Origin of the sequence: Methylocystis sp. B8, assembly GCF_005771425.1 — a bacterium.
In the GTDB taxonomy this organism is placed as follows: Bacteria; Pseudomonadota; Alphaproteobacteria; order Rhizobiales; family Beijerinckiaceae; genus Methylocystis.
The window spans coordinates 148,222-169,728 of the sequence record NZ_VBTZ01000003.1 but is presented as its reverse complement, the minus strand read 5'-3'; the positions used below and the strand labels follow the sequence as shown (position 1 = coordinate 169,728).

18 protein-coding genes and 1 riboswitch are annotated in these 21,507 nt (G+C 61.6%); of the genes, 4 read left to right on the top strand and 14 right to left on the bottom strand.

The window, feature by feature from the left end; all coding sequences use genetic code 11:
- Window positions 1-23 precede the first annotated feature (23 nt).
- The 8 genes from sucD to msrB form a co-directional block, all read right to left on the bottom strand.
- The gene (sucD, locus tag FEV16_RS07560; protein ID WP_138167019.1) at window positions 24-911 is read right to left on the bottom strand and encodes a succinate--CoA ligase subunit alpha; all 888 of its coding nucleotides are present in this window, start codon (window positions 909-911) and stop codon (window positions 24-26) included.
- A gap of 17 nt (window positions 912-928) precedes the next feature.
- The gene (locus tag FEV16_RS07555) at window positions 929-2,101 is read right to left on the bottom strand and encodes a malate--CoA ligase subunit beta (protein WP_138167018.1); all 1,173 of its coding nucleotides are present in this window, start codon (window positions 2,099-2,101) and stop codon (window positions 929-931) included.
- 35 nt (window positions 2,102-2,136) lie between these two features.
- Window positions 2,137-2,769, bottom strand: coding sequence for a methenyltetrahydrofolate cyclohydrolase (gene fchA / locus FEV16_RS07550; protein ID WP_138167017.1), 633 nt, complete (start codon window positions 2,767-2,769; stop codon window positions 2,137-2,139).
- A gap of 12 nt (window positions 2,770-2,781) precedes the next feature.
- Window positions 2,782-3,642 carry an NADP-dependent methylenetetrahydromethanopterin/methylenetetrahydrofolate dehydrogenase gene (locus FEV16_RS07545; RefSeq protein ID WP_138167016.1) on the bottom strand — a complete coding sequence of 287 codons (861 nt, stop codon included), beginning with the start codon at window positions 3,640-3,642 and terminating at the stop codon, window positions 2,782-2,784.
- A 127-nt stretch (window positions 3,643-3,769) separates the two neighbouring features.
- Window positions 3,770-4,711, bottom strand: coding sequence for a D-2-hydroxyacid dehydrogenase (locus FEV16_RS07540; RefSeq protein ID WP_138167015.1), 942 nt, complete (start codon window positions 4,709-4,711; stop codon window positions 3,770-3,772).
- A 99-nt stretch (window positions 4,712-4,810) separates the two neighbouring features.
- The gene (locus FEV16_RS07535) at window positions 4,811-6,004 is read right to left on the bottom strand and encodes an aminotransferase class V-fold PLP-dependent enzyme (protein ID WP_138167014.1); all 1,194 of its coding nucleotides are present in this window, start codon (window positions 6,002-6,004) and stop codon (window positions 4,811-4,813) included.
- Window positions 6,005-6,065: 61 nt separating this feature from the next.
- On the bottom strand, window positions 6,066-7,799 hold the full coding sequence (locus tag FEV16_RS07530; protein WP_138167013.1) for a formate--tetrahydrofolate ligase: 1,734 nt from the start codon (window positions 7,797-7,799) through the stop codon (window positions 6,066-6,068).
- 684 nt (window positions 7,800-8,483) lie between these two features.
- The gene (msrB, locus tag FEV16_RS07520; protein WP_138167012.1) at window positions 8,484-8,885 is read right to left on the bottom strand and encodes a peptide-methionine (R)-S-oxide reductase MsrB; all 402 of its coding nucleotides are present in this window, start codon (window positions 8,883-8,885) and stop codon (window positions 8,484-8,486) included.
- Window positions 8,886-9,008: 123 nt separating this feature from the next.
- Here msrB and FEV16_RS07515 point away from each other — a divergent pair, with 123 nt between their 5' ends.
- Window positions 9,009-10,577: an NAD(P)/FAD-dependent oxidoreductase gene (locus tag FEV16_RS07515; protein ID WP_138167011.1), complete on the top strand. Its 1,569-nt coding sequence runs from the start codon at window positions 9,009-9,011 to the stop codon at window positions 10,575-10,577.
- A 52-nt stretch (window positions 10,578-10,629) separates the two neighbouring features.
- On the opposite strand, the gene FEV16_RS07510 is transcribed toward FEV16_RS07515, so the two are convergent.
- The 3 genes from FEV16_RS07510 to FEV16_RS07500 form a co-directional block, all read right to left on the bottom strand.
- Window positions 10,630-10,878 carry a hypothetical protein gene (locus FEV16_RS07510; RefSeq protein ID WP_138167010.1) on the bottom strand — a complete coding sequence of 83 codons (249 nt, stop codon included), beginning with the start codon at window positions 10,876-10,878 and terminating at the stop codon, window positions 10,630-10,632.
- A 174-nt stretch (window positions 10,879-11,052) separates the two neighbouring features.
- A complete protein-coding gene (locus FEV16_RS07505; RefSeq protein WP_138167009.1) occupies window positions 11,053-11,475 on the bottom strand; it encodes a universal stress protein in 423 nt (140 codons plus the stop codon).
- Window positions 11,476-11,495: 20 nt separating this feature from the next.
- Window positions 11,496-12,671, bottom strand: coding sequence for a cation:proton antiporter (locus FEV16_RS07500; protein WP_138167008.1), 1,176 nt, complete (start codon window positions 12,669-12,671; stop codon window positions 11,496-11,498).
- An 81-nt stretch (window positions 12,672-12,752) separates the two neighbouring features.
- A riboswitch (Fluoride riboswitch) is annotated at window positions 12,753-12,813 on the top strand.
- 112 nt (window positions 12,814-12,925) lie between these two features.
- Here FEV16_RS07500 and FEV16_RS07495 point away from each other — a divergent pair.
- Window positions 12,926-14,509, top strand: coding sequence for a DHA2 family efflux MFS transporter permease subunit (locus FEV16_RS07495; protein WP_138167007.1), 1,584 nt, complete (start codon window positions 12,926-12,928; stop codon window positions 14,507-14,509).
- A gap of 42 nt (window positions 14,510-14,551) precedes the next feature.
- On the opposite strand, the gene FEV16_RS07490 is transcribed toward FEV16_RS07495, so the two are convergent.
- Genes FEV16_RS07490 through FEV16_RS07480 form a run of 3 tightly spaced genes read right to left on the bottom strand, consistent with a single transcriptional unit; the run spans window position 14,552 to window position 19,553 of the window.
- Window positions 14,552-16,921 (bottom strand): DUF3141 domain-containing protein, encoded by a 2,370-nt coding sequence (locus FEV16_RS07490; protein ID WP_138167006.1) that lies wholly within the window; start codon window positions 16,919-16,921, stop codon window positions 14,552-14,554.
- Between the two features lie 15 nt (window positions 16,922-16,936).
- Window positions 16,937-18,124, bottom strand: a complete 1,188-nt coding sequence (locus tag FEV16_RS07485; RefSeq protein ID WP_138167005.1) for an acetate/propionate family kinase — start codon at window positions 18,122-18,124, stop codon at window positions 16,937-16,939.
- 4 nt (window positions 18,125-18,128) lie between these two features.
- Window positions 18,129-19,553, bottom strand: a complete 1,425-nt coding sequence (locus FEV16_RS07480) for a bifunctional enoyl-CoA hydratase/phosphate acetyltransferase (RefSeq protein WP_138167004.1) — start codon at window positions 19,551-19,553, stop codon at window positions 18,129-18,131.
- A gap of 224 nt (window positions 19,554-19,777) precedes the next feature.
- Here FEV16_RS07480 and FEV16_RS07475 point away from each other — a divergent pair, with 224 nt between their 5' ends.
- A complete protein-coding gene (locus FEV16_RS07475) occupies window positions 19,778-20,566 on the top strand; it encodes a 3-hydroxybutyrate dehydrogenase (RefSeq protein WP_171015175.1) in 789 nt (262 codons plus the stop codon).
- Window positions 20,567-20,666: 100 nt separating this feature from the next.
- Entirely contained in the window at window positions 20,667-21,503 is an 837-nt protein-coding gene (fabI, locus tag FEV16_RS07470; protein WP_171015162.1) for an enoyl-ACP reductase FabI, read from the top strand.
- The last annotated feature ends 4 nt before the right edge of the window (window positions 21,504-21,507 follow it).

Sequence of the window (21,507 nt, the reverse complement as noted above, 5' to 3'; positions counted from 1 at the left end):
ACGGCGGCAGCGCCGCTGTATCCTCAGGCGCTCTGCAATACTTTGGCGACGGTCGATCCGAATTCGGCCGGGCTCGGCGCAACGGTGAGCCCATAAGACTTCATGATCTCAGTTTTCTCAGCGGCGCTGTCGCCGGACGCTGAAATGATCGCGCCGGCATGGCCCATGCGGCGGCCCTTGGGCGCCGTAAGGCCGGCGACGAAGCCGATCACCGGTTTGGAGAAATTCTCCTTGATCCAGGCGGAGGCCTCCGCCTCCTGCGGACCGCCGATCTCGCCGATGATGAGCACCGCCTTGGTCTCGGGATCTTTGTCAAAGAGCACGAGATGATCGAGGAAGGATGAGCCATTGATCGGATCGCCGCCGATGCCGACGGAGGTCGATATGCCGAGGCCAAGCGCCTTCAACTGCGACGCTGCTTCATAGCCAAGCGTGCCGGAGCGCGAGATCAACCCCACCGAGCCCTGCTTGTAAATGTGGCCCGGCATGATGCCGAGCATCGCCTTGCCCGGCGAAATAATGCCGGCGCAGTTCGGGCCGACCATCATCGGCCGGCGATCCTTCGGGAAGCGCAGGAAGTAGCGCTTCACGCGCATCATGTCCTGCGCCGGAATGCCGTCCGTGATCGAGCAGATCAGGCGGACGCCGGAGTCGGCGGCCTCCATAATCGCGTCGGCGCAAAAGGCCGGCGCAACGAAGGTGATCGACGCTTGCGCGCCGGTTTCGCGCACCGCTTCGCGCACGGTGTTGAACACCGGCACGCCGTGATGAGTCTTGCCGCCCTTTCCGGGCGTGACGCCGGCCACGACATTACTGCCATAGTCGAGCATCTCTTTCGTGTGAAAGCTGCCCTTGTCGCCGGTGATGCCTTGGACGAGGATCGGCGTCTTTTCGTCAATGAGAATGCTCATGGGTCGTTCTCCGGCGCTTACTTCGCGCCCTTATAGGCGGCGACGGCCTTATCTGCGGCTTCGGCGAGCGTATCGGCCTGGATGATCGGAATGCCGCTCTCGGTGATGATCTTCTTGCCCGCTTCGACATTGGTGCCGGCGAGACGCACAACCAGCGGCACGCCCTCGATCTTTTCGGCGCGCACCGCGTCGACGACGCCCTGGGCGACCCAGTCGCATCGATTGATGCCGGCGAAAATGTTGACGAGCACGACTTTCACGCGCCGATCCGAAAGCACGAGGCGGAAGGCTGTCGCGACACGCTCCGGCGAAGCGCCGCCGCCCACGTCGAGGAAGTTCGCCGGATTGCCGCCAGCGTGCTTGATCATGTCCATCGTCGCCATGGCGAGCCCGGCGCCGTTGACGATGCAGCCGATTTCGCCATCGAGGCCGATGTAGTTGAGGCTGTGTTCAGCCGCCTGCGCCTCGCGCGGATCGCTTTGCGAAGGGTCATTCATGTCGACGACGTTGCGTCGGCGGAACAGAGCGTTGTCGTCGAAAGACATTTTCGCGTCGAGCGCCAACACCTTGTCGTCTTTGGTAACGACAAGCGGATTGATCTCGAGCATGGTCGCGTCATTGTCGCGGAAGGCGCGATAGGCGCCCATGATCGTCTTCACCGCGCGCGAGACCTGCTTGATGTTCAATCCAAGCTGAAAGGCGAGTTCGCGCGCCTGAAACTGCTGCAGGCCGACGGCCGGCTCGACGATCACCTGGAGAAGTTCATCGGGCGTATTCTTCGCGATCTCCTCGATCTCCATGCCGCCATGTTTCGAAGCGATGACGCGCACGCGCTCCAATTTGCGGTCGAGAACGTAGCCCAGATAAATCTCGCGCTCGAAAGGATCCGCGACTTCGACATAGACGCGCTGCACCGGCTTGCCCTCTGGTCCGGTCTGTGCGGTGACGAGCCGCTTGCCGAGAAGATCGCGCGCCGCCTGCTGCACTTCGTGATAGGTGCGGCAGAGCTTGACGCCGCCCGCCTTGCCGCGCGCGCCAGCGTGAATCTGCGCCTTCACGACCCAATGCGAACCGCCGAGCTCAGTTGCGGCATAGACCGCCTGATCCGGGCTAAAGGCGACCGTGCCAGGCGGAATATCGACGCCGTGGCTCGCCAGAATTTCCTTGGCCTGATACTCGTGGACGTCCATTTCAGTCCTCTCCTCGCAATTACCGCGCGGCTTCCTCAGCCGCCTATCTTGGCTTTGACCGTCTCATAGACCGCTTCCGTCTCGGCGGCCGCCTTGGCGAGCAACGCGTTGACTTCCGCGAGTTGCTTCTCGGCGAAGTCACGGTCCTTGATCGCCTTGGCGTTGATGAAGACGTTGAGCGCGCAGCTGCGCAGACCGGCGTTGGCGGCAAGCACCGCGACTCCCGCGTCGCTGATGACGTTGAGATTGCCCTTGTCGGCGGCTTCTTTCGACAGGGAGATGACGTCGTAACAGATCTTGCACGTCTTCAGCGGCGCGAGTGTCGCTTCTTTCAGCGCCGACTGGATCGCCTCGGAGCGCTTCACCTTCTCCTCATCCGTGCTGCGCGGCAAGCCGTAGGCGCCCATCAGCGCGTTGAACGCGACGACGTCTTCGTCGACGCCATGAGTCAGTTCGGCGCGCAGTTTCTCGGCCTTGGCGAGCGTCTGCTGCAGATCGGCTGAAACCGCTTCGTAATTCTTTTTGCCGATGGTGAGATTGCACACCATCGACACGAGCGCAGCGCCCATGGCGCCAGACAGCGCCGCCGCGCCGCCGCCGCCCGGAGTCGGCGCATCGCTTGCGAGTTCGTCGAGAAATTTCCCAATCGTATCGTTCTTGGCGCTCATATCTTTCCTCGCTCAGGCGAGCTCTTTGGCTTGCGCATAAATGTTTTCGCAGTCGAACACCTGGTCTGCGGCGTCAAACAGCTTGCCGACGCATTCGCGATGCAATTTGAGCTTGAGTCCGCCGAGACCGAGCGCGCCGATGACGATCTTGCCGTGGCGCTCCTTGGCCTTATCCGTCGCTTCGACGCCGCCGACGCCGAGCGGCGGCTGCGCGTTGCAATCGGCGATAAGCTCGATCGTCGGATCGTTCTGCCAATCTTTCTCATCGAGCAGCGGAACGCCGATGGCGCCAGCCGCAAAAACGATCTGAGCGCCCTTGATCGCTTGCGCGCGCGCGGCGTTGTCGGCGGCTTCGATCACCGCGGGCGTGAAGCCGAAACGCTCCTGAATGGCTTTGGCCGCCGATTCGGCGCGCGACTTCTGACGCGAGGTGATCGCGACTTCAGCGCCTTCAATATTCAGCATCGCTGCCGCGCGCATGCCGACCGGCCCCGTGCCGGCGAGAACGACGGCCTTCTTTCCTTTGAGTGAACTTGCCTTCGCGAGCAGCGCGACGCCTGCCGCGGCGGTTGTATTGGAGCCATTCGAATCGAGCATCGCCGAAACGCGGAAATTCGAGAAGAAGCGTTTCTTCACGGCTTTGAAGACCGCTTCGCCCGCCGTCATGCTGCCGCCCCCGACGAAGATCGCCGTATATTGCTTTTCCTTCGGGCCACGCGTGTAAATGCAGCCGTCGACCAGCGCGCCGACGTTTTCAGGCGTCACCGCGCCGTAGCCGATGATGCGGTCTGCGCCGCCGTCATAGCCGACGACCGTGTCGAAAACGCTTGGGACGGGATCGGTATCAAACAGGAAAAGCAGTTTCTTGGTCATTGGAGTCCCTTCGAGAAGGCACAGAGCGTCATTGCGAGCGAAGCGAAGCAATCCAGAGCAACGGACGACGGCCTGGATTGCTTCGTCGCTGCGCTCCTCGCAATGACGACAAGCATCGCCGTCGTCCTCACGCCGTCACGACATTGCGCGGGCTGCCGGCGACAAAGGCGTCGATATTGTCGACGAGTTGATCGGCCAGAACCTGCATCGCTTCTTTCGACGCCCAGGCGACATGCGGCGTGATGATGAGATTGGGAATCGTCGGATCAAGCAGGATATTGCCATTCTTGGGCGGCTCGACAGTCAAAACGTCCATGCCGGCGCCAGCGATGATTCCCTTACGAAGAGCGTCGGCGAGCGCCGCCTCATCGACGATGCCGCCGCGCGCCGTGTTGATGATGCAAGCGCTCTTCTTCATCGACGCGAGCTCTTTCACGCCGATCATGTTCTTCGTCTCTGGGGTGAGCGGCAGATTGAGCGTGATGACGTCCGCTTCACGCAGAATGGTGGGGACGTCGACCTTATTCGGAATGTCGGTCACATCGTTGATGAGAACCTTCATGCCGAGCGCGATGGCCCGCTTTTCGATTTCCTTACCGAGCGCGCCATAGCCGACGATGCCGAGCGTCGAGCCGGCGATGTCATAGATCGGATAGTCGAAGTAGCAGAACTGATTGGCGTAGCCCCAGCGTCCCTGCCGAACGGAATTATAGTAGTTCACCAGATTCCGGCGCAGCGCGAACAGCAGCGCGAACACATGTTCAGGCAGCGTGTTGAAGGCGTAGTTGCGGATGTTGGAGACGACGATCCCATTGCCGCTCGTATAGGCCTTGTCGATCACGTCCGTGCCGGTCGCCGCGACGGCGATGAGCTTGAGACTCGGAAGCCGCTTTAACGTCGCTTCCCGTAGCGGCACTTTGTTCGTGATGCAGATCGTCGCGCCGTTCAGGCGTTCAACGATCTGATCGGGCGCCGTCTGAGCATATTCCGTGTATTCGTGAGGGAAATTCGGCTTGCGCACGTTGGCGTCGAGCGTTTCGCGATCGAGAAAGACGATTTTGTGCGACATGGCCTTTAGTTTCCCCTCTTTCTCAATTCTTTGTTTTCAGCGGTCGGCGATCCGGCTTCGGCATTCGGAACGCTCCGACCGCCGACCGCTAATGCAGCTTTACATCTTGAGCAGCGGATTGGCGCGATAGACCGCCTGCGCCGCCGCGACGCCGGAGCCGGGCGTCACCTTGATGCCATGGTCGAGCATCGCCATTTCCGCGCCGGCGATGGCGCCGAGCAGCATCAGCTCGTTCAAGTCGCCGAGATGGCCGATGCGGAACACCTTGCCCGCGACTTCCGACAGGCCGGCGCCGAGCGCGAGATTGTAACGCTTGTAGGCGGTCTCGATGACCTTGGCGGCGTCATAGCCTTCCGGCACCACAATGGCGGTGACGGTGTCGGAATTCCACTTCGGCTCCTTCGCGCAGCACTTGAGGCCCCAGGCCGCGACCGCGGCGCGACAGCCCTCGGCGAGGTGGTGGTGGCGCTTGTAGACCTGATCGAGGCCCTCCTCGAACAGGATCGAGAGCGATTCCTTGAGGCCATAGAGCAGCGGCACGGACGGCGTATAAGGGAAATAGCCGTTCGCGTTCTGGGCGATCATGTCCTGGAATTCGAAGTAAGCGCGGCGACCCTTGTTGGTCTTGCCCTTTTCGATCGCTTTCGGGCTCGCCGCCATCAGCAACAGGCCTGCAGGCAGCATGAAGCCCTTCTGCGAGCCGGAGACGATCACGTCGACTCCCCATTCGTCCATCTTAAATTCGAGCGAGGCGACGGAGGAGACGCCGTCGACAAAGAGCATCGCCGGATGCTTGGCGTTATTCATCGCCCTGCGCACCGCGGCGATATCGGAGGTGACCCCCGTCGCCGTCTCGTTATGGGTGGCGAGAACGGCCTTGATCTCGTGGTTCTTGTCGGCCTTCAGCGTCTCTTCGATCAGCTCCGGATCATTGCCGGTGCCCCACTCGCGCTCCTGCACGACGACGTCCAGGCCCTGACGCTTACAGAGGTCAATCCACAGATGGGAGAACTGGCCGAAGCGCTGCGCCAGAACCTTGTCGCCGGGCGACAGCGTGTTGGTGATCGCGGCTTCCCAGCCGCCGGTGCCAGACGCCGGGAAGATGAAGGCATGGCCCTTCTCGGTGCCGAAGATCTTCTTTAGGCCCGGAAAGAGCGGCTTCACGAGATCGGGGAACGTCGGCGAGCGGTGGTCTTCGGACGCCACCGACATCGCGCGCACGATGCGGTCGGGAAGATTGGTCGGGCCCGGCACAAACAAGAAGTTCTTGCCGGGAATTCTGGAATTCAACATTCTCAAGCTCCTTTCGAGCGGCAGGTTTCAGATGGCGCGGCGCGGATGGCGCCGGAATGCGCTAGAACAGGCCGGCGATGCGGCCGGAGTCGTCAACGTAGATGTTGTTGGCGGCTGGGACTTTCGGCAGTCCCGGCATCGTCATGATGTCCCCGCACACCACTACGATGAACTCGGCGCCCGCCGACAGACGCAGTTCGCGAATCGGGATCGTAAAGCCTGATGGCGCGCCCTTGGCGTTCTGATCCGTCGAGAAGCTATATTGCGTCTTGGCGATGCAAACCGGGAAGTTGCCGAAGCCTTCCTTTTCCAGTTCGGCGAAGCGCGCCTTGATGCTCGAATCGTAGGAGATGTCGGCGGCGCCATAGAGCTCCTTGGCGATCGTGCGCACCTTCTCGGCAAGCGGCATGTCGTCTGGATAAAGCGGCTTGAAGTTCGACGGCTGCGTGTCGATCGTCTTGACCACCGCCTTGGCGAGATCCGCCGCGCCGGCGCCGCCGGAGCCCCAATTGTCGGCGACGACGCATTCGACGCCTTCCGCCTTGCAGAGCTTGTCGAGCGCGGCCATCTCAGCCGCCGTGTCGGACGAGAATTTGTTGATCGAGACAAGCACCGGCACGCCGAATTTGCGGACGTTCCCGATATGGCGCTTCAGATTCTCGAAGCCCTTTTCGACCGCCGCGACATTCTCGGCCTTCAGATCGTCCTTGGCGACGCCGCCATGCATCTTGAGCGCGCGGATCGTCGCGACGATCACGGTGATGTCGGGCTTCAGGCCCGCCTTGCGACACTTGATGTCGAAGAACTTCTCCGCGCCGAGATCGGCGCCGAAGCCCGCCTCCGTCACCACGTAATCGGCGAGCTTCAGGCCAGCCTTCGTCGCGATGACAGAGTTACAGCCGTGCGCGATATTGGCGAAGGGGCCGCCGTGAATGATGGCTGGATTATTCTCCAGAGTCTGCACGAGATTGGGCGCGATTGCGTCCTTGAGCAGCGCCGCCATCGAGCCCGCCGCTTTCACCTCTGAGGCGCGCACGCTTTTCTTCTCGCGGGTCTGGCCGACAATAATGTCGCCCAGCCGCCGCTGCAGATCGGCGAAGTCCGAAGCCAGGCAGAAGATCGCCATCACTTCCGAAGCGACAGTGATGTCGAATCCGTCCTCGCGGGCAAAGCCGTTCGACACGCCGCCGAGAGACGACACGACCGAGCGCAATGCGCGGTCGTTCATGTCGACGACGCGCCGCCAGGAAACGCGGCGCGAGTCGATCTTGGGCTCGCCGCCCCAATAGATATGATTGTCGATCAGCGCTGCGAGCAGATTGTTGGCCGCTCCGATCGCGTGGAAGTCGCCGGTGAAATGGAGATTGATGTCCTCCATCGGCACGACCTGCGCATAGCCGCCGCCGGCGGCGCCGCCCTTCACGCCGAAGCAGGGGCCAAGCGACGGCTCGCGCAGACAGCAGAGCGCTTTCTTGCCGATGTAATTGAGTCCATCGGTAAGACCGACGGTCGTCGTGGTCTTGCCTTCGCCGGCGGGCGTAGGCGTAATCGCCGTGACGAGGATCAGCTTGCCGTCGGTCTGGCCGGCGAGAGAGGAGATATAGTCGAGTGAGATCTTGCCCTTGTAGTGACCATAGGGCTGCACATGTTCGGCCGGGATGCCGAGCTTGTCGCGGGCGACGTCGATAATCGGCCGCATCTTCGCGGCCTGCGAAATCTCGATGTCGGACTTCGGCGCAAGATGCTGATTGTCTTTTCCGCTCGCGCCCGGCGCGGCGGCTGGCCTTTCTGACATGCAGTCCACTCCCTCTCGGGCCTGCGTCGCGCAAGCCCAGAATTCATTTTTATTCGGTTCTCCAGAAACGAGCCGGCGCCGCCGATCCCGCCCCCAGTCGACCGGGCTGAACTCCTGCCGATGTCAGGCTGCAGCCTTTATTTGCGACCTAGTGTTGTTCAATCCCGCGCGTTAAGGCCCGCGGTTCGCCGCTACGAGCCGATGCGCGTGAATCCGCTCACTGAAAAATTCATTGGCGGACATCCCGTATGACGGGAATCAAAATTGCTCGTCAAGCCAGCCGAGCTTCTGACGATGCCCCGTTGTTACTAGCGTTTTGGAGCGGCGCCCGCTCGCGCGACAATCCGCGCGAGGCGTGTCGCTTATTCGACAAGCCGGGTCGATCACCTATCCTTTGCCTATCCTATAGAATAGGCAGTGGCGGTTCCATTTTGCGTCGATGAACCTACGTGATCTCCTGAGAAATCGTCTCGTTCCCTACACCCCCGAAAAACTGATCTAGCGGGTGCCAGGAGGCGGTTTGCGTGCGTCGGAGCGAGACTGAGGCCTATCCTTGCCTATCCGAAGAAACCGCAAGAGAGCGGGCTCAGCGTTTCCGAGACGCACTCAGAAAAAAATTTGTCGCAGTCAGCGTCGCAGCCTTGACTCTATCGAGTGATCACGAAGGCCGATCGTCCTTGGCGCCTACTCCGGCTGGAAATCGAGCGCGACCCCGTTGATGCAATAGCGCATGCCCGTCGGCGGCGGGCCATCGTTGAAGACATGCCCAAGATGGGAGCCGCAGCGGCTGCAGTGCACTTCCGTGCGCACCATGCCGTAACTGCGATCGACGGTCGAACCAAGCGCGCCGGGAAGCGGATCGAAGAAGCTCGGCCAGCCCGTGCCGCTTTCGAACTTTTCCCCAGAGCGAAACAAGGGCTGCCCGCAGCCGGCGCAATTGAATGCGCCGCGACGCTTTTCGTGATTGAGCGCGCAGCTTCCGGGGCGCTCCGTCCCATGCCCGCGCATGACGTCATATTGCTCGGGAGTGAGAAGCGCGCGCCATTCGGCGTCAGTGTGGTTTACGGGAAAGGTCTCTTCGGCCATTTGCCAGCGCCTTGTCCAGAGGGTCTTCGGCATGCGTTCCTATCTTGTGTCAGCCGCCGGCTTTCGCCAGAGGGTCGGAGCGGGATAGAGTGGCCGTCTCTCAGCGAAAACGACGATTCGAGAATGAACGACAAAAAATTCGACGCCGTGGTGATCGGCTCGGGACTGGGCGGATTGACGGCGGGCGCGCTGCTCGCGCACGCTGGCTACAGCGTCTGCCTGCTCGAACGCAATTTCAGCCTGGGTGGCGCGGCGTCCGTCTACAAGGTCGGGCCTCTGACCGTCGAAGCGTCGCTCCATCAAACTTCGGACGCGCGCAACCCTCGCGACGTGAAGCACGACATCTTGCGCCGCCTAGGCATTCTCGATGAACTCGAATGGCTGCCCACCGGGGCTCTCTACACGGTGCGCGGCGGACCCGTCGGCGAGCCCTTTGAACTGCCTTTCGGCTTTGGGCCAGCCTATGAGGCGCTTGCCACACGCTTCCCGGACAAACGCGCAGCCATCCAGAGATTTCTCGGCGAGGTCGAGCAAATACACGACGCGCTGTGGACCTTGAAACAGGCGCGCGAGGAAAGCTCCTTCGCCAAATTCGCGCGCGGACTTTGGGAAGTCGCGCCGGCCGCAGCCGGATGGCAGAACTCATTGCATGAGATCATGGAGCGCGATTTCGCCGGCTGCGAGGCCCTAAAATGCGCATTGGGGGCCAATCTCGCCTATTACGGCGACGACCCGCGCCGGCTGTGGTGGATTTTCTACGCGCTCGCCCAGGGCGGCTATATCGCTTCCGGCGGCGCCTACATCAAAGGCGGCTCACGGCAATTGAGCCTCAAGCTCGCGAAGGCGGTCACCAAGACCGGCGGCGTCGTGCGCCTGGGCCGGCTCGTCAACGCCATCGAGACCGATGCAGACGGCGCGGTCGTCGCGATTCGCCATGTGGCGCGGCGCGACGGCGAGGGCGAAGAACGCATCGAAGCGCGCGTCGTGATGGCGAATTGCGCGCCCTCAGAAGCCGCAGCGATGATGGACGCTCCGGCGCGAGCGACAATGGAAGAGGCTTTCGGGTCTCGCCGGCTCTCGACGTCGCTGTTTTCGGCGAATTTCGGTCTGAGCGCGAAACCTTCCACCGTCGGACTGACGGACTTCACGACCGTCGTCATGCCGCCGGATATGCAGCGCTTCGATCAATATGGCGACGGGGCGGGCTTGATGGCGGAGGATCCCAAGGGCGCGTTGCCGCTCCATACGATCGCCAATTTCACCGCCGTCGACTCGGGGCTTTGGGACGAGCCGCCGATTCTCGTCAGCGTGCTTGGTCTCGATCGCCTCGACAATTGGCGCGATCTGCCGCGCGAAGAAGCGCTCACGCGGCGCGAACGTTGGCTCGACGCCATACAGGCCTCTCTCGACCGCGACTATCCGGGCTTCTCGGCTCTGGTGACGACGCGAATGCTGCTCAACGCCTATTCGATGGCAGGCTACCTGAACACGCCGGAAGGCGCGGTGTACGGTTTTGCGGCGCTGCCCGCTGAAGCGCCGATCTTGATGGGATTTCCGCGCACGCCGCAGACGCCGATCGCCGGACTCTATCTCGCATCGGCGTTCGGCGGCGAACATGGCTTCAACGGCGCGATGTTATCTGGCGCAGAGGCCGCGCGGCTCGCCGAAAGACGGCTTGCCGTCGCAACCTGATTAATGAGAGGCGCGGAGTGGCGGCGCAAGCGATTCGCTGCGCCTCGCATCCTCAGTGCTTACGCCGCTTGCCGCCGCTCGCGGCCGAGGCAAGGCCGAGTTCCCCTCGGCAGGCGGAGCTGATCGAACCCGCATTGGCTCTCAGGCAGCGTTCGATGGCCACGGCGTCCGGAATATAGGCCTCGCAAACGCGATTCGCGTCGGCTTCGCACGCTGCACGCTGCTCGGCCGTTCCTTGAGCGGAAGCCGGCGCGAACGCAAAAAGCGCCAGCAGAGCCGACAGCCTCAGAAAGATGCGCATTCAGATCGTCCTTCCTTTTTTATGCTTCGAGGCTATGCGTACCGTCGGCGCGCGGCTGAGCAGGCGCGCTCCCTCGAGCGACAAGGGGCGTTGATTACATCGCGCCCGCTGCGAATCAAGTCAGATTATTGACGAGTCCCTAAAAACGGCGGGCAATTGGGCATATTTCCCGAGCTATTTTACGACCATTACGGGGCAGGACGCCAACTGCATGATCCGGTCGGCGCGGCTGCCGATCATGCGCTCATAGAACGCCGAGTGGCCGGTCGCGCCGATGACGAGCAATTCCGCCTTGAGGTCACTGGCGAATTGCACGATGTCGCGTACCGGATGGCCAACGACGACATGTATTTGCACAGATACGTCTGCGGCGGCCGCCTGATCGAGCGCGCGACGACGCACGACCTCGAAGCGACGTTCCGCGAGCGCCGTCGCATCCTTCACCTCCTCGATGAAATCCGCCAGATTGGGGAGCTCTTCGACGCAGATCATGTGAAGCGCGGATTGATTCTGCTTGGCCAACTTCAACGCAAGCGCGAAAGCGCGGAAAGCCGGCTCGGAGCCGTCATTGGCGTTGAGGATCGTCTTGAACATCATAGTCCTCTTGATTTGACGGTTTACGGCGCCTTCGCCGCGACCTCCTCCTCGGGCAAGTGATGGCGCGGCAAGTAGAGGCTGTTCGCGATCAAGGTGGGCGTAACGGCGGTCGCGACGATCGCCGCGACCAGCGTCGAATATTGACTTTCGTCGATGATATTGTGCGACAGGCCGAAAAGCGCGGAGATGGTGCCGAAGGTAAGACCCGAGGCCATCAAGAGGGTCGTATACATGGCGTCCTTGTGCGGCGAGCCGAAAAATCTGGCGACTGGATAGACGCTGGCGACCTTCGTCGCCATTTCGATGGCGAGAAAGGCGATGACGCCGAGCGGCGCCGCGAGAACCGCGGGAATCGAAACGAAATAGCCGGCGCGAATGAAATAGAAGGGCGTCAGTAGGCCGATGGTGATCGCGCGCAGCCGGCGAACCAGCGCATGATCGCGCCCAACCGAACCGGCGAGCGTCATGCCAATGAGATAGGCTGGCAACACTCCTTCGCTGCCGGCCCAGGTGGCGAGCGCGCTGAGCGCCATTAGGGCGAATATGAGAAATTTCGTCTCGAATTCCGATGGACGCCCGCCGAACTTGCCAAGAGCGATCGGCGTCACGCGCGGCGCTCCGACGAAAGCGGCGGCGAGGACAACGATGAATGCACCCGTTTTCCAAGTGACGGGCGCGAACACCAGGCCGAGCGTGATGACCGTGCCGAGATCGGTGACGAAACAGGCGGCGAGAATCGTCTTGCCGAAATCGGTTCTGTTGAAGCCATATTCCATCATCACCGTATAGACGACGGCGACTGAAGTCGCGGCGAGCGCAATGCCGGCCAGCAATGCCGGCGCGTTCTCCCATCCCAGAAGATAATAGGCGACCGCCCAGCAACCGACGGCGGGAACAAGGAAGCTCGCAACGCCGATCGCTGCGGCCTCCTTCCATTTGAGCTTGAAAACATCTGGATCAAGTTCTGCGCCGGCGAGAAAGGTCAGCATTATTGCGCCGATGCCTGCAAGCGTTTTCACCCAGGGCTCTTGCGCGCCGAATGCATCGGCACCGATCGTCCAGGCCAAAATCATGCGGGCGAACATGCCGACGATGATTTCGGTGAGCGCGGTCGAGATTCGGAAGCGATTGGCGATCATCGCTGCGATGAGGGCGAGAGCGAAAACCAGCGCGATCTGCGACCAAATCCCCGTCATGTCGGCTCCTCCGTTTCTGACGCCCAACTCCTATGACGCGGCGGCGCGCCTCTTGACAAGTTTGTGACAGGTTCGGTTATGCTTGTCGCTGGCGATGGAGTTCGCCTTTAACCGCCTTTTGGCTGATGACTCCTGTTCTGCGTTACGTCGCCGGGAGTCCGTTCAATGCCCCAACCGACATCTCCTTCCGGGAAACCGCTGACGGCCGCGCGTCGAGATTCACAGGAGCGATGGCGAGCTGCGGGACGGACGCCATGAAAAGGCCGTTGCGCATCGGCGGCTGGCGCTTCCTGCTGCTTAACGGCGCGACGGGAGCGGCGAATGTCGTCATGCTGGCGAACGTGCCGGGCTATACGGTGCTCGCGCCCTATGCCGCCGGGAGCCTTCAAGGCGTGACGCCGAGTTACGGCACTTGGGCGACGACCGACCATATGATCGGCATCGCCCTCGGACTCCCGTTGTCACGGTGGTTCTCTGGACGGTTTGGCGACTATCGCGTGCTCATTAGCGCGCTCGTTGGCTATGCCCTCTTCTCACTGATGTGTGCGGCGAGCGAGACGATCTGGTTTTTCGCGCCCATGCGCTTCCTCCTCGGTCTCGCCGGCGGCGTCGCGCTTCCTCTCGCCCAATCGGTGACGCTCGCACAATATCCGGATGACCAGCGCACGGTCGGAGTCGGCTTCTGGGGCGTCATGAGCATGGCGCCGTTCACCATCGGCGTGTTCATGGGCGGCTTCTGGGCCGAATATTTCAATTGGCGTTGGCTGTTTTATTCCAACGTCGCCGTCGTGTTGCTTACGGCGACCGTCATTGCGGCGCTGTTCTATGGGCGCGACGTCGAGCGCCGCGTGACGCGCTTCGACGCGATCGGCTTCTTTCTGCTCGCGACGGCGCTCATCGGCGTGCAAACGATCCTCAACATGGGCAATGATTTCGACTGGTTCGCATCACCCTTGCTCGCATGGCTGCTTCTGGTGGTTGTGTTCACGCTGCCAATGTTCATCATCTGGGAATTCGGCGAACGGCGGCCTGCCCTCGACCTTCGTCTGTTCCTGCACCGCAATTTCGCGATCGCGACATTCTGTTCGCTGATCGGCTTTCTGGTCATTCAGGGTCTACTGTCGGTGTTTGTCGTGCAACTGCAGGTGCTGCTTGGCTACACGTCTTCGCTCGCCGGCATGGTCTATCTGACGATGATCTTTCTCGCCATGGCCGCCGCCGCAGTGGTGCACGAACTCACCAGGAACGTCGACGCGCGACTCATCGTGTTCCTCAATTTCATCGGCCTTGCGGTAACCTTTGTGTGGCTCGGCCAATATGACAAGAGCGCCTCTTTCGATAATGTCGCGACGCCGATGTTCTTCTTCGGCTTTTCGCTCGCGATGTTCTTCGCGCCGCTCGCGACGCTCGCCATGGCCGGTCTCGCTGGCGAGCGCCTGATCCGCGCGGCGGAGGAGCTCGCGATGTTGCGCACGGTGTTCGGCGCCATGGGCATTACGCTGCTCGGCGTTGTCGTTTTCCGTCGAACCCCGTTCCATCAGCTCGACCTCGCCGATCATTTCGGCGGACGGCGCTTCGCCTCGCTCGACCTGCTGACGTCTTTCCTGGATCGTATGCAGGCGATGGGCATGTCGCCGCAGGCGGCGCGCAGCCAAGCAGCGCAGCTCATCCGCCAGCAAGCGGCGATCCTTGCGCTGAACGACGCCTTTCTGCTCGGCGCGATGGCGTTCATCTGCCTCGCGGGGATCATCTGGTTCGCCTATCCGAGCTACGCGTCCAAGAAGCGCGAGCAGGCGCTCGAACGACTTTCGGCGGAGGAACTGATGGAGCAGCCGTGAGGCGTGCGGAGGCGACCCTGCAACAGGCGATGACGGCGCGGGTCAGGCGGCTTCTTCGCCCTCTTTGTTATGCTCCCCGCTTTTCAGCGGATCGACGCTCGCAAGATTGGTCTGGATGGGCGCGAGATCGAGCGCTTTGCGGATCTTCTGCAACATTAGAACGGTGCGTGGCTCCATCTCCTCGATAGCGCCGGCGACGAATTCAATTGCGCCTACGGCTTTCTCCCGTTCGTCAAACGTCAGAAGAAGGAGCGGCAGCGTCTCGATGGCCTTCTCGCGCTCGAACTCCACGATGATCGACTGCTCGTGGATGAGTTGCGCGCGGTGTTGCGCGCCAAGCGATGCGAAGGGTTCATCGCAACTCAGCATATGCGCCGAGCGCTCAAGGCGGTCGCGGCGCACCGAGCCGCGCGCTTCGCTGAGCAGCAGCAGCATGCGGATCACGGCTTCCGCGAAGCCTCCACGGCCAATATTGAGCAAAGCCACCTGCGCTTCCGGCATGAGCCGCAATTCGCTCGGGTCCTTCCGGGTGCGTTGGAAGTCATGTCGGCGTCCGACCCAGCGCATGAAGGGCTGACCGTAGATCGACAAAAAGGCCGCTTCATACCAGGAGTCGCGCATGTCACGCCAGAGATCCATCGTCTGCTCGACGCTATTCGCCCAAAGGCGCTCCGCGAGCACGAATGGGTTATCCGGCGTGGCTTTCGTTAGTTCCTTTCGCGCCTGTTCGGCCGCGGTGGAAACCCACGCCATCACCGGATTTTCGCTGGAAAAGACTTGGCGTTGCATCCGCGCCGGATGAATCTTCCGAGCGAAGTCCGCCGTCTGGGGCGTCACCATGGACTGCACAAAAGGGCGCAGATAAAGATCATAGGCGTCGGCGCTATGCTCAGAAAGGCGCATGACAGCAGCAAAATCCGGCTCTTCGCTGCGATCGTCTTCGTCGATCTTGAGGATGTCGGTGACGCGCCGCTCGGCAAAGCTCACACGGAAGCGCTTGTGCACCCCTTCGCCCGTTTCCTCCTCGATCTTCATCTCATAGAGACCTGGCGCAAGCGCTTCGATCGTCTTCATGGTTGAGGTGACTTCGGCATGTTCCTTTTTGGCCACCGAGGACGAAACGAAAATGCCGAGATGACCTACTTTCTCGTGGATCATATAGACAATGCGCTGGCCGCAGATCCTGATTTCATGCTCATCGGCGTAAGTGTCGACGATCCAATTCAGCGCTTGCTGCGGCGGCGTGATATTGTCGCCCCAACTCGCGAAGACGATTATGGGCGAGCGGATCGTCTTGATATCGAGCCGACGGCCGCGTTCGATGCGCGCTTCTCCACGCGATAGTTTGTTGCCGATGAAGAGCTGCTCGACGATCCAGCGGATTTCCGCTTCCGTCATATAATGGAAGCCGCCCCACCAGCGTTCGAATTCGAGAAACTTCTCGCGGCCGTTTTCGACGTCGGCAAAGAGATCGTAATATTTCGCGAAAAAATTTCGGCCGGGATTGAGCAGCTCGAAATTCGATACGAGATGCGCGCCGTCGAATTCGCCGTGACCGAGATCCGCCAGGAATAGAACGGCCGCGAGGCCGCCCAAGAGACCGCCATTGTAGCGCATCGGGTTTTCGCCGATGCGCCCGGACCAATAGGCGAGCGGCGAGCCATTGATCACAAGCGGCCCGGTAATGTCCGGATTGGCGGCCGCAAGCACCATAGCCGCCCAGCCGCCCTGGCAGTTGCCGACGATGATCGGCTTTGGCGATTTGGGGTGACGATGCGCAATTTCCTTCACGAAGGCGGCTTGGGCCCGCATGACGTCGGCGAGCGTCTGTCCGCGCTCCGGATGCGGGCGGAAGACGAGGAAATAGACCGGGTGGCCGTCATGCAGCGCGACGCCCACTTGGCTGTCGGCTTTGAAGCCGCCAATGCCGGCGCCGTGTCCTGCGCGCGGATCGATGATGAGATAGGGCCGCTTCCAGTCGAATGTCTGCACCTGCCGCGGCGGCGTGATGCGCAGTAGAATATAATTGACCGGGCGCGGCAGGTTGCGGCCGTCGAGAACCACTTCTGAGTCATAGGAGAGGACCGGCGGCGAGCCCGCCGCTTCGTGCGCTGCGTCATTGTCCGCGCGTTCGCGCAAAATATCGAGCGTGAGAAGCGAGCGTCGAGCGAAATCATTCGCATAGGACGTGGCGTCGTCCAGCAGCTGGTTGGAGCCGTTTGCGCCGGTGAATGCGGTGCTCAACACGGCGAATTCCCGCCAGAAAGCCTGTGTGCGGGCTCCATGCGTACGCGCCATTTTCTCGATATGGCGCGCGGTCGCCGTCATCACCTGCTGCGCTTCCAGGCCAGCGATCGACTGATCTTTGGCCAAGAGCGTCGGGAAGTCGACGAGGCTGAAAGTAGGCTCCATTCTCTTAGCTCCCATTCAAGCCGCGGCCGCGGGGATCAGGCCAAAGGCTTCTATCGCGTGATGCGCGATCATCGCCTCCTCGTCCGTCGCGAGGACATAGATTGAGGCTGACGAAGAGGGCGCGGAGATCAGTTGAGCGTGGGCCTCATTGGCGTCGCGGTCGATAGCCAAGCCAAGCCAGCCGAGTTTTCCGATAACGCCGGCGCGCACGCGCGCCGAATGCTCGCCAATGCCACCGGTGAAGACGAGCGCGTCAACGCCTTCGATCGTCGCCGCAAGCGCGCCGATTTCCATTTGGATGCGATGAACGAAATAATCGATCGCGTCCTGCGCGAAGCGGGCGTCAGACGCTTCCAGCGCGCGCATGTCCTGAGAGACGCCGGAAAGACCCAAGAGTCCCGACTCGCGATACAGCAAGCGGGAGAGCTCCGCCGTCGACATTTTGTCGTGTTCCAGAAGATAGAGCAGAAGGCCGGGATCAATCTGGCCGCAGCGCGTGCCCATAGGCAGGCCCTCAAGCGCCGAAAATCCCATTGTCGAAGCGACAGACCGCGCATTCTTCATTGCGCAAAGCGACGCGCCGTTGCCGAGATGCGCGACAATCACGCGTCCCTTGGCGCATTGGAAATCGAGCTCACATAGGCGGCGCGCAATGAACTCATAGGAAAGCCCATGAAAGCCGAAGCGGCGCAGACCCCGGTCGTAAAGCGCGCGCGGCAGGGCATAGGCTTCATTGACGAAATCATGGCCCCGATGAAAGGCGGTGTCGAAACAGGCGACCTGCGGCACGCCTGGAAAGGCTGTCCGCGCCGCGGCGACTCCCGCGAGATTATGCGGCTGATGCAGCGGCGCGAGAGGGATGAGCGCCTGAAGCGCCGCGACGATATGATCGTCGAGAAGGACTGGCGCGGCATAATCGACGCCGCCATGAACGATGCGGTGCCCGACCGCGCTGACGCTGATGTCGGGAAAGGCGTCGTCGATCCAGTCGACGATGGCGCGCGTCGCGGTCGCGTGATCGCTCGCAGCAAGCGACACGGAATGATCGTCGCCGCCCACAATGCGCGCGCGAAAACTCGGCGTCGCGCCGAGTCCTTCCGCCTGGCCATTGGCGATCAAGATCGGTCTATCCGCCTCGACGCGAAACAAAGCGAACTTTATCGACGAGGATCCCGCGTTTAACGTGACAACGTGTTGACGCAAAAGCTTACTCCGCGGCCTTGGGCAACGACTCCGACGCAGAGATCACGGCGCCGGTCTCGCGCCAGTGGTCGTAGAGCGCGGCGAGCGCGCTCGAAGCAAGCCTGGCGCGGTCATTGTCGGCGCGGCTCGTGAGCATCACGGGAACTTTGGCGCCGAGCACGAGGCCGGCGGCTTCGGCCCGCGCAACGAAGGTCAACTCCTTGGCGAGCATGTTGCCGGCTTCGATGTTAGGCGCGATCAGAATATCGGCGCGCCCCGCGACGAAAGAGGTAATCCCCTTTGTGCGCGCGGCCCCAATATCGACAGCATTGTCCATCGCCAGCGGACCATCGACGATCCCGCCCCTGATCTGTCCACGTTCCGCCATTTTCGACAGGATCGCGGCGTCGAGCGTCGAAGGAATGGCGACGTTGACAGTCTCAACGGCGGAGAGCACGCCGACTTTCGGCGTTTCGACGCCGCAGGCGTGAGCGAGGTCGATGGCGTTTTGAACAATGTCGACCTTTACCGACAGGTCAGGCGCGATATTCACTGCGGCGTCGGAAATGAAGAGCAGGCGATCGAGCGTCGGCGCGTCCATCGCAAAAACATGACTGATGCGCCGCGCGGTTCGCAGACCTGCGTCTTTCTTGACGATCGCGCCTAGGATTTCATCGGAATGCACATTGCCCTTCATGATGGCGCGCGCTTCGCCGCGCTGCGTTAGTTCGACGGCGCGACGGCAAGCTTCATACGCATTTGCTGCGTCTATGATCCAACTCTCGTCGATCGAGATGTCGGATGTCGCCGCCACGTCGAGAATCTTTGCTCGCGAACCGATCAATAGAGGCTCGATAAGCCGGCGCTCGGCGGCGAGAACGGCGCCGGCGAGCGAATTCTGCTCGTCGGGACATACGACTGCTGTGCGCAGCGGATCAAGCTCTCCGGCGCGATCGATCAACCGAGAAAAGTGGTCGTGCTGATCGAAGATAATCGCTGGCAAGTCTTCGCGTCGCGAAATGGTTGTCTCAAGCGGCGCCGCCACTTCAGCGAGGCCTTCGCATGCTGTCGAACCATCTTTCTTGGTTACGCGCACGTCGAACAATGCGACGGGCCTCTCTCGCTTCTCCGTGCAGCGCACTTCCACGACGAGTTTCTCGCCGGGCCGCACGCGCTCTTTGAAACGAAAATTCTGCGCGAGATAGAGCGTGCCGGGTCCAGGCAAAAGGTTGCCGAGCACCGCCGAAACGAGCGAACCGACCCACAGCGACGGCGCGATCGCATCGGAATGGCCGTCGCCGCCCGGCAGCATCAGCGGATTGAGATTGCCCGAGGCATGCGCGAAAAGTATCAGGTCCTCGGTCGTACACGACCGCTCGATACGCGCGCTTGCCCCAATCTGCAGCTCGTCCCAAGTGGTGTTGCGGATCGGATTGTGGTTTGTCGCCATGCCGCCTCCGCATGAAGCGATTGCGAGCCGGTCGTATCGCGCCTGCAGCCGCATCCAGTATGCTGGATCATCGTCCGTAATTTTGGCGCTCGCCTTTGACAGCCAGATGAAAACGCGGCGCCTGTCACGGCGATTTCGAACTCTTCACCGAAATATCATCAAAGCTTCACATAGAAGTTGAGCAGCCGGTTTACGCTAGCGTGTGCTAAACTTTATCAGTGGGCATTCAGATGATCCTGGGCAAGACGGCGCTCGTGACGGGCTCGACAAGCGGCATCGGTCTCGCCATCGCTCGCGCATTTGCTGCGCAGGGCGCCAATGTCGTCATCAACGGTCTTGGCGCCGCCGAGGACATTGAGGAGGAGCGCCTCGGAATTGAGCACGAGTTTGGCGTCAAATCGATCTATTGCGCCGCGGATCTGGGGTCGCCGGCGGCGATCGCCAATATGATCGCCGAGGCCGAAGAAGCCTTCGGGTCCGTTGATGTTCTGGTCAACAACGCCGGCGTGCAGCACGTGGCGCCCTTGGAAGAGTTCCCGCCTGAAAAATGGGATTCGATTATTGCGATCAATTTGTCCGCGGCCTTCCACACGATCCGCGCTGTAGCGCCCGGCATGAAACGACGCAACTGGGGACGCATCGTCAACACCGCCTCGGCTCATGCGCTCGTCGCTTCACCTTTCAAATCCGCCTATGTCGCGGCAAAGCATGGCATTGCGGGACTGACCAAAACCGCCGCGCTCGAATTCGCGCGCGACCGCATCACGGTAAACGCGATCGCGCCCGGCTACGTCTGGACTCCTCTCGTTGAGCGACAAATCCCAGCGACAATGGAGGCGCGCCACATGAGCCGCGAGGAAGTCGTTCACGACGTGCTTCTTGAAGCGCAGCCGACGAAACAATTCGTCACTTCGGAGCAAGTCGCGGCGCTTGCGGTTTTCCTGGCGTCGGAAGACGCCAGCTCGATAACCGGCGCGATTCTCGCAATGGACGGCGGCTGGACCGCTCACTGACAGCGCTTCGCGCATCCGCCATCTTGGGGCTCATTCATTAAGCCGTCACCACGCAGCTCTAGAAGCCGACGCTTAATAGCCGCATGCAAGGAACGACGTGATGACGCTTGTCGACGAGACCCGTCGAGCGGTCGACCCACTCCCGAAAGTGTGGGACCCGGAAAGCCGTATTGGGGATATGTTGCGCGGCAAACGCGGCCTCGTCGTAGGCGTCGCCAATGAGCACAGCATCGCCTTTGGTTGCGCTTCAAAGCTGCGGGCCTTCGGCGCGGAACTCGCGATAACCTACGCGAACGAAAAATCTGAAAAATACGTTCGGCCGCTCGCTGAGCAAATTCAGGCAAGCCTGATCATGCCGCTCAACGTCGAGCATCCAGGCGAGCTCGAAGCGGCGTTCAGCCAAATCCGAGCCGAATGGGGCGCGCTGGATTTCCTTATTCATTCCATCGCTTTCGCGCCACGCGCGGATCTCCACGGCCGCGTCGTCGACTGCTCGCTCGCCGGGTTTCAGCAGGCAATGCATATCTCTTGCTACTCCTTCATTGAGATGGCGCGCCTTGCCGAGCCGCTGATGACGCAGGGCGGCGCGATACTGACCATGAGTTATCACGGCGCCGACAAGGTCGTGAATCATTACAACGTCATGGGTCCGGTGAAAGCGGCGCTCCAGGCGACAGTCCGCTACCTTTCGGCCGAGCTCGGCGACAAGGGCATCCGCGTCTATGCCGTGTCTCCCGGCCCGCTGAAGACTCGCGCCGCCAGCGGGATCGCTCAATTCGATGAGCTTGTTGACGCAGCGGTTGCGCGGAGTCCGGAACACCGATTGGTCGACATCGCCGAAGTCGGCCGTGTCGTCGCCTTCCTCGTCGGCGGCGGCGCTTCCGGAATGACCGGCGACACGATCTATGTCGACGCCGGCCTTCACAACATGGGCTAGGCGC

Excerpts from the sequence above, each read along its gene's own strand:
- sucD (WP_138167019.1), bottom strand. The coding sequence starts at position 911 with ATGAGCATTCTCATTGACGAAAAGACGCCGATCCTCGTCCAAGGCATC.
- FEV16_RS07555 (WP_138167018.1), bottom strand. The coding sequence starts at position 2,101 with ATGGACGTCCACGAGTATCAGGCCAAGGAAATTCTGGCGAGCCACGGC.
- fchA (WP_138167017.1), bottom strand. The coding sequence starts at position 2,769 with ATGAGCGCCAAGAACGATACGATTGGGAAATTTCTCGACGAACTCGCA.
- FEV16_RS07545 (WP_138167016.1), bottom strand. The coding sequence starts at position 3,642 with ATGACCAAGAAACTGCTTTTCCTGTTTGATACCGATCCCGTCCCAAGC.
- FEV16_RS07540 (WP_138167015.1), bottom strand. The coding sequence starts at position 4,711 with ATGTCGCACAAAATCGTCTTTCTCGATCGCGAAACGCTCGACGCCAAC.
- FEV16_RS07535 (WP_138167014.1), bottom strand. The coding sequence starts at position 6,004 with ATGTTGAATTCCAGAATTCCCGGCAAGAACTTCTTGTTTGTGCCGGGC.
- FEV16_RS07530 (WP_138167013.1), bottom strand. The coding sequence starts at position 7,799 with ATGTCAGAAAGGCCAGCCGCCGCGCCGGGCGCGAGCGGAAAAGACAAT.
- msrB (WP_138167012.1), bottom strand. The coding sequence starts at position 8,885 with ATGGCCGAAGAGACCTTTCCCGTAAACCACACTGACGCCGAATGGCGC.
- FEV16_RS07515 (WP_138167011.1), top strand. The coding sequence starts at position 9,009 with ATGAACGACAAAAAATTCGACGCCGTGGTGATCGGCTCGGGACTGGGC.
- FEV16_RS07510 (WP_138167010.1), bottom strand. The coding sequence starts at position 10,878 with ATGCGCATCTTTCTGAGGCTGTCGGCTCTGCTGGCGCTTTTTGCGTTC.
- FEV16_RS07505 (WP_138167009.1), bottom strand. The coding sequence starts at position 11,475 with ATGATGTTCAAGACGATCCTCAACGCCAATGACGGCTCCGAGCCGGCT.
- FEV16_RS07500 (WP_138167008.1), bottom strand. The coding sequence starts at position 12,671 with ATGACGGGGATTTGGTCGCAGATCGCGCTGGTTTTCGCTCTCGCCCTC.
- FEV16_RS07495 (WP_138167007.1), top strand. The coding sequence starts at position 12,926 with ATGAAAAGGCCGTTGCGCATCGGCGGCTGGCGCTTCCTGCTGCTTAAC.
- FEV16_RS07490 (WP_138167006.1), bottom strand. The coding sequence starts at position 16,921 with ATGGAGCCTACTTTCAGCCTCGTCGACTTCCCGACGCTCTTGGCCAAA.
- FEV16_RS07480 (WP_138167004.1), bottom strand. The coding sequence starts at position 19,553 with ATGGCGACAAACCACAATCCGATCCGCAACACCACTTGGGACGAGCTG.
- fabI (WP_171015162.1), top strand. The coding sequence starts at position 20,667 with ATGACGCTTGTCGACGAGACCCGTCGAGCGGTCGACCCACTCCCGAAA.